General features: G+C 70.5%; 8 protein-coding genes. 2 read left to right on the top strand and 6 right to left on the bottom strand.

From position 1 onward, the window contains the following. Positions 1 to 53 precede the first annotated feature (53 nt). Positions 54 to 827: an endonuclease VIII Nei2 gene (nei2, locus tag ACPCHZ_RS12290; protein WP_423485002.1), complete on the bottom strand. Its 774-nt coding sequence runs from the start codon at positions 825 to 827 to the stop codon at positions 54 to 56. Positions 828 to 1,102: 275 nt separating this feature from the next. On the opposite strand from nei2, the gene ACPCHZ_RS12285 reads away from it, so the two are divergent. Further along, positions 1,103 to 2,503: a PE-PPE domain-containing protein gene (locus ACPCHZ_RS12285; RefSeq protein ID WP_423485001.1), complete on the top strand. Its 1,401-nt coding sequence runs from the start codon at positions 1,103 to 1,105 to the stop codon at positions 2,501 to 2,503. A gap of 5 nt (positions 2,504 to 2,508) precedes the next feature. On the opposite strand, the gene ACPCHZ_RS12280 is transcribed toward ACPCHZ_RS12285, so the two are convergent. The 4 genes from ACPCHZ_RS12280 to ACPCHZ_RS12265 all read right to left on the bottom strand — a co-directional run bounded on the left by ACPCHZ_RS12280 (position 2,509) and on the right by ACPCHZ_RS12265 (position 10,849). Further along, positions 2,509 to 7,086: an ATP-dependent helicase gene (locus tag ACPCHZ_RS12280; protein ID WP_423485000.1), complete on the bottom strand. Its 4,578-nt coding sequence runs from the start codon at positions 7,084 to 7,086 to the stop codon at positions 2,509 to 2,511. A 45-nt stretch (positions 7,087 to 7,131) separates the two neighbouring features. Next, on the bottom strand, positions 7,132 to 8,295 hold the full coding sequence (locus ACPCHZ_RS12275) for an NAD(P)/FAD-dependent oxidoreductase (RefSeq protein ID WP_423484999.1): 1,164 nt from the start codon (positions 8,293 to 8,295) through the stop codon (positions 7,132 to 7,134). Positions 8,296 to 8,372: 77 nt separating this feature from the next. Further along, the gene (locus ACPCHZ_RS12270; protein WP_423484998.1) at positions 8,373 to 9,461 is read right to left on the bottom strand and encodes a diguanylate cyclase; all 1,089 of its coding nucleotides are present in this window, start codon (positions 9,459 to 9,461) and stop codon (positions 8,373 to 8,375) included. A 146-nt stretch (positions 9,462 to 9,607) separates the two neighbouring features. Further along, complete coding sequence (locus ACPCHZ_RS12265) at positions 9,608 to 10,849, bottom strand: sensor domain-containing phosphodiesterase (protein WP_423484997.1); 1,242 nt, start codon at positions 10,847 to 10,849, stop codon at positions 9,608 to 9,610. Between the two features lie 295 nt (positions 10,850 to 11,144). On the opposite strand from ACPCHZ_RS12265, the gene ACPCHZ_RS12260 reads away from it, so the two are divergent. Continuing rightward, the gene (locus ACPCHZ_RS12260; protein ID WP_423484996.1) at positions 11,145 to 12,512 is read left to right on the top strand and encodes a cytochrome P450; all 1,368 of its coding nucleotides are present in this window, start codon (positions 11,145 to 11,147) and stop codon (positions 12,510 to 12,512) included. Here the strand turns inward: ACPCHZ_RS12260 and ACPCHZ_RS12255 are convergent. Further along, positions 12,509 to 13,309, bottom strand: coding sequence for an SDR family oxidoreductase (locus tag ACPCHZ_RS12255; RefSeq protein ID WP_423484995.1), 801 nt, complete (start codon positions 13,307 to 13,309; stop codon positions 12,509 to 12,511). The two genes, ACPCHZ_RS12260 and ACPCHZ_RS12255, sit on opposite strands and share 4 nt — an antisense overlap. Between the last annotated feature and the right edge of the window lie 5 nt (positions 13,310 to 13,314).

Raw genomic sequence — 13,314 nt, 5'->3', positions numbered from 1 at the left:
GTTGACGCGTTTCCCGCGATTTCCGTCAACAACCGTAGTCTCGCGGTGCCCGGTCAACGCTGACAGTTCGGGCACCAGTAGCTGATCCGGTCGCCGCTGTCGTCACGCCTGATGGGTGTGCCGCAGCGGCGACACGGCTTTCCCCACCTGCCGTAGACCCAGACATCGCGGCCGGGCCGGGTATCGCCGGTGGTGGTGCGATTCCACCGGTCCCGGTTGAGCCACAACATGTCCCGCGACCTCTGCACCACCCGGAGCGGATCCTTGACCTCGCCGACGGGTGTGGTCGGCAGATGCCCGAAGACGAAGCAGATCTCGTTCGCGTAGACGTTGCCCACGCCCGCCATCACCCGCTGATCGAGCAGCGCCTCCGACAGCGGCCGGCTGGGGTCGGCTGCCAGGTTGGCCGCCGCGATCCGCGGCTCCCAGTCGTCACCGAGCAGGTCCGGCCCGAGGTGCGCGACGGCATCGGTGTCGCCGGCTCGTTCGAGCACCTCGAGCACCCCCAGGTCGATGCCCGCGGCCTGTACGGCGTCTGCGCCCTCGCCGGCCTCGAGGATGATCCGGATGCGATGGCCGGCGCGGCTGGGCCGGGACGCCGGGGTGACCTTCCAGCTTCCGTCCATCTTCAGGTGTGAGTGGATGCTCGCCGCGCCGATGCGGATGAACAGGTGCTTGCCCCGGGTGAGCACTTCGTCGACGACGTCGCCGGTGAGGTCGACCGCGGCGTAGCGCGGCACCCGGACGTCGCAGCGGGTCACCGTCTTGCCGATCAGTCCCTCGCGCAGGGCGGTGGCGGTGCGGTAGACGGTGTCCCCCTCGGGCATCGCTGCACTGCTCCTCGGTCGCGGTGGACGGTCATGTCGAAACTACCGGGCGCTTCGCGCGGTCGGCTTCCGCAAAGATTCCTTGAAGTCTCAACCGAACGTGTCGGCGGTCGTGACCGTTTGTGACAGATGGCCGCGCCGGGCTGCGTTGTCGCTGTAGAGACGGCTACACTTCGTGCGGACCTGAGCGACCGCCAGGTGGGGCTGGGAGCTTGGTGGGGTTCGCTGTGGGGAAACATCGCAAACTGTCGCGACGGATGAAGCTCGCGCCGGTCGTGACAACCGGGCTCGCGCTTCCGGTGGCCGGGGCGCTGGCCGCTGTGTACGCGACGAACCCGACCATCGCCGAGGTGGGACTGGCGGCCGATCACTCGATCTTCGTCGACGGCACGGTGTCGCCGTTCCTGACCGACAGAGACGAGCTGCCCGGCTCGGCCTCCGAGCGGATGGCGAGGAGCTTCGCCGGTCAGTACGACAACGACCCGAACAACGTGTTCGTCGACTACCCCGGCTCTTTGGGAATTGTGAGCATCCTCAGCCATGGGCTGGGCGCACCGACGTTCGACGAGTCGGAGCAGGAAGCCGTCGACAAGCTCAAGGCCGAGATCCTCGCCGACGAGGGCGCCGAAACCCTGTACGTCGTCGGCTACTCGCAGGGCGCCAGCGCCGTGGTGCGGGCCATCAAGGACTTGGAAGCCGACGAAGAATCGGGCTACGACCCGAGGAACGTGGTCGTGATCCTCGCCGCCAACCCGCGGCGCAACGACGGCGGCCTGCTCACCCGGTTCCCCGCCTTCACGCTGCCGCTTGTCGGCGCGACCTTCGGTGAGGGCACGACGTCCGGCGAGACGAAGATCATCCAGGTCACCAAGCAGTACGACGGTGTCGCTGACGCGCCCGTCTACTTCCTGAACCCGGTCGCCGATGCGAACGCCATCCTCGGGTACGTCTACCTCCACAGCGGTTACTACCAGGACGTCGACATCGACCCGGAGAACCCGCCGGCCGGCGCTGTCGTCTCCACCGACGGCAACGTCACCGACATCCTGCTTCCCAACGCGGTCGGACAATTGCCGCTGACGGAGCCGCTGCGGTCCCTGGGCGTGCCCGATGACGTCATCGAGGCGCTCGACCCGTTCCTGCGGGCGGTCATCGAGACCGGCTACGACCGCACCCCGGACGGCGAGACCGCGCCGAGCCAGCCGGTGCGCTTCAAGCTGCTGCCGAGCCCCGACCAGTGGGCAGGCGACGCGCAATCGGTCGCTACGGGCGCGGTTCAGACCGTCCAGAAGCTGGGTTCGCTGGGCTCGCCCTCGACGATCTCGCAGAACACCGACAACGCACGAACGACCGCCAACACGCCGCCGGTGCCCGCGACCGTGACCGCCGACTCCGACCCCGTCGCGAAGACAGCCGCCGAGCCGGCGCCGCCGAAGAAGTCGTGGCGCGTCAACCGCGTCACGCCGGACTCGAAGTCTGCGTCCACGTCTAAGTCGACGTCCGGCGGCTACAAGCCTGGCGACGGCCTCCGTTCGGTGCGCAAGGCCGTCGAATCTCTCACCCGCACGACGCCGGGTACCCGCGGCGCGCACTCGCAGGGCGATGCCGACTCCGAGAGCGCAGAGCGCTCGGGTTCCGGCAGCGGCACCGATACCTCGTCTGCTCCCGCGTCCTGAAACAGCTAGCGCAATCGCAAGCCGCGCGGCGTGCGGCTGAACCCCGCATCGGTCAGCGCCTGCTGCACCGCGGCGTGCTGCCCACCGGCGCCGGGGTCGAGAACCGCCACCCCGTCCACCTTTTCGACGAGTAGCGACGGCACCCGGCCGGCGGCCACCAGTTCGGCCAGCGCGGCGCCCGCCGCGTGGTGGGCGTCGGCGTCCCGGGTGAAGCTGAGCAGCGACCGTCCGCCGCGCTCGAGAAACCACGTCAGCTCCCCGTCCACCAGGGCGACGAGCGCGCCGGCCTTGCGGCCGGGCCGGTGGGTGGGGTCCTCCCGTCCGTCGCCGTCGGCCGACTTGCGGGTGGGCCACGGCAGCGCCGCGCCGTACGGGTTGGCGGGGTCCGCCGCGGCGAGCACCACCGCGTGGTACTCCGGCCGCTCCCGGTCCACGCCGTCGAGATAGGTCCGCAGCCGGTCGACGGTGGACGCCACCGCGAACTGCGCGCCGCCCAGCGACTCGACGAAATAGCCGCGCTGGCACCGGCCGGCATCCTCGAAGGCCGTCAGCACCTTGTAGAGCATCGCGAATCCGCCGGGCACGCCCTCCGCGGCGGCCGCACCCTTGGTCAGCACCCCGTGCCGGCTGAGCATCATGTCGGCCAGCAGGTGCGCGCGCATCGTGGAGTCCGGTTCGGCCGCGGGCAGTGCCGACCACCGCCCGGCCACCGTCGGGTCCGACGTGCGCACCTGCGCGTGCGCCACGCTGTAGCGGCTCAACCGCGGCGCCCGCTGCCGCTGCCGGTGTGCCGGGGCGCCTGCCCGCCGACCGCCCGAACGCCTGGGACCGGTCAGCTTCGCGCGCACCGGGGCGAACGTGTCACCGGTGACCCATCCGGACCAGATCAGTTCCCACAGAGCCTGTTTCACCGACTCGCCGTCGTCGCCGGTGAGCTGGCGGAAGAAGTATGCGCCGCCGCCGCCCAGAGTCTCCATGATCGCCCGGTGCGTGTCGGTGAACTCGATCTCCATCGGGGCGGTCAGAGTCAGCGGCGCGGAGTCGGCCGGGTGGAACGCGATCCAGCCGTCGCCGCTGCCGATCGGACCCACCCCCGACCAGGTCACCTCGCCTGACGCCAGCAGCTCGTCGAGCATGGCCGGCTGGTAGTCGCGCACCCGCTGGCCGAACACCAGCGGCTCGATGGCCGACGCCGGTATCGGCGCCCCGGCGAGCTGATCGATCACGGTCGCCAGGCCGTCGATCCCCGAGCTGTGCGCGGACCCGACCTGTTGCCACGCCGGCAGGAAGCGCGCGTAGGCGGCGGTGCTGACCGGCTCGACCTGCGCCCGCAGCGCAGCGAGCGAGCGGCGGCGCAGGATCTTCAGAACATCGGCGTCACACCACTGTTCGCCGCCCACGGCGCCGGGCGACGCCACATTGGTGAACTCGCCGCGCACCAGCTTCCCGTCGACCGCCATCCGGCCCAGCACGTCGGCGGCGACCCGGACGCCGAGGCCGAAGCGCGCCGCGGCCTCCCCGGTGGTGAACGGTCCGTTGGTGCGGGCGTAGCGGCCGAGCAGCTCGCCGAGCGGATCGGCCACGTTGGCCAGGAACGTCGCGGGCACCCCGACGGGCACCGCCACGCCGATCCCGTCGCGCAGCAGACCGATGTCCTCGACGGTGACCCACCAGGTCCGGTCGGCGAAGTTCACCCGCAGCGCACGCTTGGCCGCCAGCAGTCCGTCGAGCCAGCCGGCGACGTCGTCGGTGGTCGCACGCTCGGCGACCTCGGCCTCGGTCAGTGGCCCCAACAGCCGCAGCAGGTCGGCCACCCCTTCGGCATCGCGGGCGCGCCGGTCCTCGGCGAGGTGCTGCAACTGGCGGATGGTGGCGGCGATGACGTCGGCGTCGAGCAGCTCGCGCAGCTCCACCCGGCCGAGCAGTTCGGCGAGCAGCACGCTGTCCAATGACAGTGCGGCGGCACGCCGCTCGGCCAACGGGCTGTCGCCCTCGTACATGAACGCGCCGACGTAGCCGAACAACAGCGACGCCGCGAACGGTGACGGTGTGGCGGTCTCGACCTCGACGATCCGCAGCCGGCGCTGGGCCACCCGATGCATCAGCTCGATCAGGGCGGGCACGTCGTACACGTCCTGCAGGACCTCGCGCACCGCCTCCAGCACGATGGGGAAGTCGGGGTATTTGCGGGCCACGTCGAGTAGCTGTGCCGCCCGCTGGCGCTGATGCCACAGCGGCGACCGCTTGCCGGGATGGCGGCGCGGCAGCAGCAGGGCGCGGGCCGCGCATTCACGGAAACGCGAGGCGAACAGTGCCGAGCCGCCCACCTCGGCGGTGACGATCGGCTCGATCTCGTCGGCGTCGAACACGAAAAGGTCCGCGAACGAAATCGCTTCCCCGGAGGTGACATCGGTGTCGGGCAGCCGCACGATGATGCCGTCGTCGGAGGCCGTGGGCTTCTCGTCGATGCCGTAGCGCTCACGCAGCCGTCGCCCGACCGCCAGCGCCAGCGGGCCGTGCACCCGCAGGCCGTAGGGGGAGTGCAGGATCACCCGCCAGTCGCCGAGCTCGTCGCGGAACCGCTCCACCACGAACGTGGTGTCGGTGGGCACCACGCCGGTGGCCTCACGCTGGTCGTCGAGCAAGCGCCGCAGGTTGTCCGTGGCATAGTCGTTGAAACCCATTGCATGGCAACGCTGTACGTAGTCGTCGGCCTGCATCCCGGAGAGTTCGCCGGTGAACGCGCCGACCGCGGCGCCGAGCTCGGCGGGCCGGCCGACGCCGTCGCCCCGCCAGAATGGCAGCCGCGCGGGCTGCCCGGGCGCCGGGACGACCAACACCCGGTCGTGGGTGATCTCGGTGATCCGCCAGCTCGTGGCGCCCAGTGAGATGACGTCGCCCGGCCGCGACTCGTAGACCATCTCTTCGTCGAGTTCGCCTACTCTCGACGGCTTCTCGGAGTCGGTCGCGAGGTAGACGGTGAACAATCCGCGGTCGGGGATGGCGCCACCGGAGGTGACCGCCAGCCGTTGCGCGCCCGGCCGTGCGGTCAGCGTGCCGGTGTCGCGGTCGTAGACCAGCCGCGGACGGAGCTCGGCGAACTCGGTGGACGGGTATTTGCCCGACAACAGGTCCAGCGTGGCCTCGAACGCGCTGCGCGGCAGCGTCGCGAACGGCGCGCTGCGCCGGACGGCCTCGAACCAGCGGTCGGCGTCGAGCGGCTCGAGCGCGGCGGCCGCCACCGTCTGCTGTGCCAGTACGTCCAGCGGATTCGCCGGTACCCGCATGGTCTCGATCGCCCCGGCCAGCATCCGCTGCACGGTGACCGCGCAGCCGATCAGGTCGGTGCGGTGCTTCGGGAACAGCACGCCCTGGGAGATCTCGCCGACCTGGTGTCCGGCGCGGCCGATGCGCTGCAGGCCGCTGGCCACCGACGGCGGCGACTCCACCTGGATCACCAGGTCGACCGAGCCCATGTCGATGCCCAGTTCGAGGCTCGAGGTCGCGACCACGGCCTTGAGCCGCCCGCTCTTGAGATCGTCCTCGACGATCGCCCGCTGCTCCTTGCTCACCGACCCGTGGTGGGCCTTGGCGAGCAGCAGATCCGCGCCCATCGACACCCCGCTGGCCATCACCTGGGCGGGTGCGCCGCCACCGACCTTGCCGTTGGGTTCGTTGCCGAGGTCGACGCCGGCGCGTTCGGCGTGGATCTCGTTGAGCCGCGAGGTCAGTCGTTCGGCGAGCCGACGCGAGTTGGCGAAGACGATCGACGACCGGTGCGCCTCGATCAGGTCGACGATCTGCTCCTCGACATCGGGCCAGATGGTGTTGTTCTCGAGGTCGGCCATGTCGGGAACCGGGACCTGCACCGCAAGATCGAACGTCTTGGTCGCGGGCGGCGCGACGACCGTGGCCGGAGCCTGGCCGGACAGGAACCTGGCGACCTCCTCGGCCGGCCGCACCGTCGCCGACAGCCCGATCCGCTGCGCGGGGCGGTCCAACAACTGGTCCAGCCGCTCCAGTGACACCGCCAGGTGGGCGCCGCGCTTGGTGGCCGCGACGGCGTGCACCTCGTCGACGATCACCGTCTGCACCTCGGCCAGCGTGTCGCGGGCGGCCGAGGTGAGCATCAGGAACAGCGACTCGGGTGTGGTGATCAGGATGTCGGGCGGGCGGGTGATCAGTTCGCGGCGCTGGGCGGGCGTGGTGTCACCGGAGCGCACGCCCACGCTGATGTCGGGCGCGGGCATGCCGTGCCGCTCGGCGATGCGGGCGATGCCGGTCAGCGGGGTGCGCAGGTTGCGCTCGACGTCGACGGCCAGCGCCTTGAGCGGCGATACGTAGAGCACCCGGGTGCCCGCCGTGGCGGGCCGCGGCTCGGCTTCGGCCAGCCGGTCGATGGCCCACAGGAACGCCGCGAGCGTCTTGCCGGAGCCGGTGGGCGCGATGACCAGCGTGTTGTGCCCGTCGGCGATGGCCTGCCAGGCCTGGGTCTGCGCGTCGGTGGGCGCCGGGAAGGTGCCCGCGAACCACTCCCGCGTCAGCGCACTGAAGCGGGAGAGCGGATCGGTCTGGACAGCCACCCCACCATGGTGCCCGCACCCACCGACAAGTCCTCCCCGACGAGATCAGCCGCGCACGTCGGCGGGCAGCGGCCGGCCCTTCTCGACCAGTTCCTCGCCGCGGTCGTAGTCGTCGTCGGCGTTGTGGGTCAGTACGCCGACGACCGCGCCGCCGCGCTCGTACCAGACCGTGAAGCCGTCCTCGTGTTCGACGAAATGTGCCTCGTCGTGGCCGTCGCCCCACGCGTGGTACTTCAGCGTCGCCTCGCCGATCGTCGTCCAGAATCCCGGGACCGAGGACCACTCATCGGCGGCGCCCGCGGCGTTGGCGCCCGCGACTGTGCCCTGGTCGACCGCGTCCTGCCAGTGCTCGACCGCGATGCGACGGCCCGCCGCGGAATTGTGTGCCCACGCCACGTCGCCGGCGGCGAACACGCCGTCGGCCGATGTCCGCATACCGCCGTCGACCAGGATGCGCCCGTCGTCGACGGCAAGTCCGGCGGATTCGGCGAGCGTCGACTGCGGCTGGACGCCGGTGGCCGCCAGGATCAGATCCGCGGAGATCGAGGTGCCGTCGTCGAGGCGGACGGCGCCGTCCTCGACGGCCTCGACCTTGACGCTGCCCACGTAGCGGGCGCCCGCCGCGGCGAGCATGTCGACGATCCGGGCGCCCGCCCGTTCCCCGAGACGTTTGGCCTGCGGCGCGGCGCTGGGCGCGACGAGGGTCGCGGAGATGCCCCGCATCGCCAGTGAGGCGGCCGCCTCACAGCCGATGAAGCCTGCGCCGATCACCACCGCCGACGTGGAGCGCTCCGCGGTCTCGCGCAGGCGCTGTGCGTCGGCCATCGAGCGCAGCAGCAGCGCGGTGTCACCACCGGGGAACGACGGCGCGACCGGGCGGGCGCCGCTGCCGATCACCAGCGACCGGTAGGGGTGGGTCGTCCCGTCCACCCGCACGGTGCGGCCCGCGACGTCGACGGCCTCCACCTTCGAACTCCGCACGATGCGCACGTCGTGCTCGGCGAACCAGTCGTCGGGGTGCAGGTCCGCCTCGCCGGCTTCGGCCTCCCCGCGCAGGAATTCCTTGCTCAGCGGCGGCCGCTGATAGGGCAGCGCCGCGTCCTCGGTGAAGATGGTGACCGGCGAGCGTGAATCTCGTTGCCGGAACGCTTCAGCGGCGCTCACACCGGCCGGCCCGCTGCCGATGACGATCAGTCCTGGAGAAGTCATCCCGCCCGACTACCCCGTCGTGTGTGCGTTCACTCCGGCCGGGTCGCGTCAGGGTGAGCGACTGGTGCGCGGACGCCTCACCGGTGCAGCTGCACCGTGGCATTGCCGCCGTTGCGTTTGGCGTCGAACATCGCACGGTCGGCTCGCTCGATCATGGCGTCGAGCAACGCCACAGCGTCGACGGTCCTCGCAGCGGGGTCGGTGACGGCGGTGCTGGCGATGCCGACGCTTGCCGTGATCGCGTGCTCGGTCGGTGCGGCGATCGCGTCACGGACGCGATCGAAGTCCTGCTGGGTCCTGCTGTTCGGGTCCGCGAGGTCGACGATGACGAACTCCTCGCCGCCGAGGCGCGCCACCAGCGCGCTGCCCCGAACCGCGGACTTGATCCGGCGCGCGCTGCGCACCAGGACGGTATCGCCGACCGTGTGACCGAATCTGTCGTTGATCGCTTTGAAGCGATCCAGGTCGACGACCATCACGGTCACCTCGCTGCCCGTCGTGGCGGCGTCGCGCACGAGGTCTTCGACCTGGAGGTGCAGCCCGCGCCGGTTGAGGAGACCGGTCAGCGGATCGGTGACGGACTCGTTGGCGTCGTTGCGCAGCGCCCAGATCGCGGCCTGTATCCCCAGCGGCGTCCCGACCACCAGCGCCACCGAGACGACCGTCTTCACGGTGAACCCCGTGACGTCGATCTGCGCTTGTGCTCCGACCTGCACGGCGAAGGCCGCCACGGTCGCCAGGATCCACAGAATGTGTCCCGCAAGCGCTTTCGGTCCGTCGAAGAAGATCAAGTAGACCGACAGCATGGTGAAGAAGCTGAACCCGAACGAGCCGAGCACCCAGTTCGCATCGAGCAGCACCATCACGGTGATCGCGATGTCGGCGGATACGACGAATGCGAGCGACATCCGCCGCGACGGCCACTCCCGGCACACCCACACCCACGCCCAGAAGGCTTGTAGCGCGACGAACACCGCCACGGCGACCCGCGACGCGACGGTGTCCGCGGACGGCAACAGGATCACCGCCGAGATCACCGCGTCGAACCCGGTGCCGAGTCCGATCAGGAGCTGGACGGCTCCGGACATCGCCCGTTTGAAGTACTGCACCTGTGCGGTGTAATCGATCGGTTCACACCACCACTCGCGCACGAGGCGGCCGAACACGGTAGTTCTCGACGACGCCAGCAACCCTGAACCCCCATGAGCGGCACTCACCACCGACCTGCGCTGTGCCGCCCGGCGGCGAACCGCACGCGGTGGCACAGCAACTAATTTACGGGGATGTTAGCGGCTGGTGGGCCGCACCATCGTCAACACGAACGCTCTGGCGCCGGAGGTGTCAGCATGCGGGTGAGGAGCTGACGCGCGACCTTGGTCACGAGTGTCCGGTCGTTGGTGAGCGCCACATCGAAACGTCGCTCGGTGCCGTTGCTCGCGCGCTCGGGATCGGTGACTTCGAGAGACACCAGGGCGGCGGCGATGTTCGCCCCCAACGCGAGGACGATCCACTGGCGCTCGAGAGAGTCCCCCGGCGCGAACCGCACCCCTCTGATGCCACAGCCGAGGTCTTCGGCGAGGCCGCAGCCGAACACGGCGACCAGCGGACTGTGTGTCGCGAGACGTCGGTAGCGGGTAAGGGTGTCCCCGGTGAAGAATCGTGCGTCTTGCAGCGCTGCGAGCACCATCGGGGGATCGGGCGCTTCCAGCGCCTGTTGTTCGAGGGACAACGACAGAGCGAGGACGGTGTCCCTGCGTTGTCGACGCAGAACCGGATTGCCTCCCACCGCCGCGAACGGGGATCCCGGATCCACGCATGGAGACTGTGTCCTGATCGCCGGCGGCAGCACACCGGTGCCGGCCCCGGGGCTCAACGGGCTGGGATGCCCGAACCGGAAGCCCTGCCCGAGCGTCGCGCCAAGCGCCAGAGCGCGATGGAGGTGCTCGGCTGTCTCGATTCCTTCGGCCAGCACCTGCGCGCCTGCGTGCTCATGGTGCGCCAGCACCGCCGCCCAGGTCCGTGCCTGTCGGTAGTGCGGTTGAGACTGCACGAGCGCGAGATCGAGTTTGATGACATCAGGTGCCAGCACGTCGAGCAGGGCCAGCGAGCTCAGATCCGCGCCGACATCATCGAGCGCGAAGGCGAACCCGTCCCGGCGCATCGCCACCACCTTCCGCAGCAGTGCGGGTGGATGGGTGAGCAGGCTGCGTTCGGTCACTTCGAAGACGATCTGGAAGCGCTCGGCGCCGTGCGCCAGTATCCGGCTGTCGGCAGGGCTGAGATAGGGCGTTGTCGCCTCGCAGTTGATGAACACGGCGCTGCCCGGTGGCAGGCCGGCGTCCAGCGCGCCGATGACGGCCGTCTCTATGCACTTGCGTTCCAGCGCACCCGCCCGGCCGGTTCGCGCGGCGTGGGCGAAGACGTCGCCGGCGTCACCGGCGCCGAGATGATCCCACCGTGCCAGGGCCTCGAACCCGACTCGTTCCCCGCCGGGCAGCGAAACGATGGGCTGGAACACCGCCTCGAGCCCCTCGCCGGCCGCTGCGGCGTCCAACTCCCGGCGCGACGGCGGCGATGCGGTCTCGGCGCGCCTCACGAGGTGCTCGCGCAACGGACCACGTACCTGCGCACGCCGCTCCTGCCCTCGGTGGCTGATCGATGCATTTGATTGCTGATAGTGCCAGACGGAGCCCGATACCGACGCTGGATGCGGGTCTGTTCACGGTCGGGACGTGGAAGGCACGGCGAACGCCGAGGCGCGGGCGAAGGTGAGACACATGGTTGCGAACGTCACGTGAGACGCTGGGCGTCGCTCGCCCGTCAACGATCTGCGGTGGGACACCGAAACCATGAGAAGTCACAGGCGTAACCCGGCGCTTCCGCACCCGCCGTGGCGGGTCCCCCTGCTCGGTGACGTGTTCGGCTTCCATGCCGACACCCCGAGCCAGTCGGCGGTCGACATGGCGCGACTGGGGCCGATCTTCGAGTTCACCTTCCTCGGCGCGCGCTGGGTGGTCGCGGCCGCCGCCGACGTGGTGGCCGACCTCAACGACGAGTCGCGATTCTGCAAGCACATCGGGCCCGACATCGAGGCGCTGCGGGTGATCGGTGGCGACGGGCTGTTCACCGCATACAACGACGAGCCGAACTGGCGCCGGGCCCATGACCTGCTGATGCCGGCGTTCAGCCAGGCCGCCATGCGGCGCTACCACTCCGTGATGCTCGACGTCACCGCCGAATTGACCGCCCGCTGGGACGACCGGGCGCGCGACGGCAGGACCGTCGACGTCTCGGCGGACACCACCCGTGCCACCCTCGAGACCATCGGCCGCTGCGCGGCGGGATACTCCTTCGGCTGCTTCGCCACCGAGCAGACCCACCCGTTCGTCGACCACATGATCGCGGCGCTCAAAGGCTCGGACTACGTGGGCGTGCTAAAGGAGACCTTCCTGCCCGACGCCGTCACCCGCATCGCCGAGCGCCGAGTTCGCCGCCACGCGGCCTATCTGCACGCCCTGGCCGACGAGATCGTCGCCGAACGCCGAGCGGTGGGCCTGGGCCGCCACGACGACCTGCTCGACACGATGCTCGGCTCCGACCTGGATGCCGCCAACATCCGCTACCAGTTGCTCAACTTCCTGATCGCCGGACACGAAACAACATCGGGGGCAATGTCCTTCGCGTTGTACTATCTCGCGCAGCACCCGGAGGTGGCGGCCAGGGCGCGCGCCGAGGTGGCCGAGGTGTGGGGCGAGGACGACCGCCCGGACTTCGACCGGATCGCCAAGTTGCGCCACGTGCGCCGCGTGCTCGACGAATCCTTGCGGCTGCAGCCGACGGTGCCCGGCTACTACCGCGCCGCCCGCGCCGACACCGTGCTCGGCGGCGTGCACCCGATGGAGGCCGGTGACTGGGCGCTCGCCCTGACCGCGACCCTGCACCGTGACCCCCGGTGGGGTCCCGACCCGGACGCATTCGACCCGGACCGGTTCGCACCCGAGCGGGTCCGGGCCCGGCCCGGCGGGCTGTACAAACCCTTCGGCACCGGGGAGCGGTCATGCATCGGAAGGCAGTTCGCGCTGCACGAGGGCGTGTTGATGCTGGCCGCGTTGATCCGGCGCTACGACCTCATTCCCGAACCCGACTACGAGCTGCAGGTCGCCGAGCGGCTGACCATGATGCCGCGCGGGTTCCGGCTCGAACTACACCGCCGCTAGTCGTTGAGCAGCGAGCGTTGATAGCGCCGCATCCCGGTGATCCAGCGGTCGTGGTCGGCCGCCTTCCCCGCCACCATCCCCGCGACCTCCGGATGCGGCAGCACCCGGAACGTGCCGTCGCGCACCGCCTGGACCGTCAGCCTCGCGACATCGGCGGGTTCGACGACGTTGCCCGCGTTGACGACGGAGTCCGCGCTCAGGCGCACCGCGGTGTCGCCCGACGCCCGGATCGCCCGCAGCAGCGCGGTGTCCACGCCCATCGGGCAGACACAGGTGACCCCGACGCCGTCGTCGCCGTGGGTGATGGCGAGCCACTCGGCGAACCCCACGGCGGCATGCTTGCTCACCGCATAGCCGGCCGCGCCGAGCTGGGTGAGCAACCCCGCCGCCGACGCCACCGCAACGAAGTGCCCTCCACCGCGCTGCACCCACTCGGGGATCAGCGCGGTCGCGGCGCGGATGTGGGCACGCAGGTTGATGTCGAGGATCCGGTCCCAGGCCTGCTCGTCGCCGAGACCGGACGCCCCGATGATGCCGGCGTTGGCGACATAGCAGTCCACCGGGCCGAACTCGTTGTCGGCCTTGGCGATCAACGCGGCGATGTCATCGGTGTCCGCGGCGTCCGCCCGCATCGCGACGACGCGCCCACCGACCTGGGCGGCGGTGGCCTGCACGGCTGCTGCGTCGATGTCGCCGGCCACGACGGCGGCCCCGTGTGCGGCGAATTCGGCGACCAGCGCCCGGCCGATGCCGGACCCCGCCCCGGTGACGATGACGACGCTGTCTTGGATCTGCATGCCAC

The organism is Mycobacterium sp. NPDC050041 (assembly GCF_049541695.1).
GTDB lineage: Bacteria > Actinomycetota > Actinomycetes > Mycobacteriales > Mycobacteriaceae > Mycobacterium.
The sequence above is the reverse complement of the archived record's forward strand: the minus strand, read 5'-3'. Positions and strand labels throughout refer to the sequence as shown.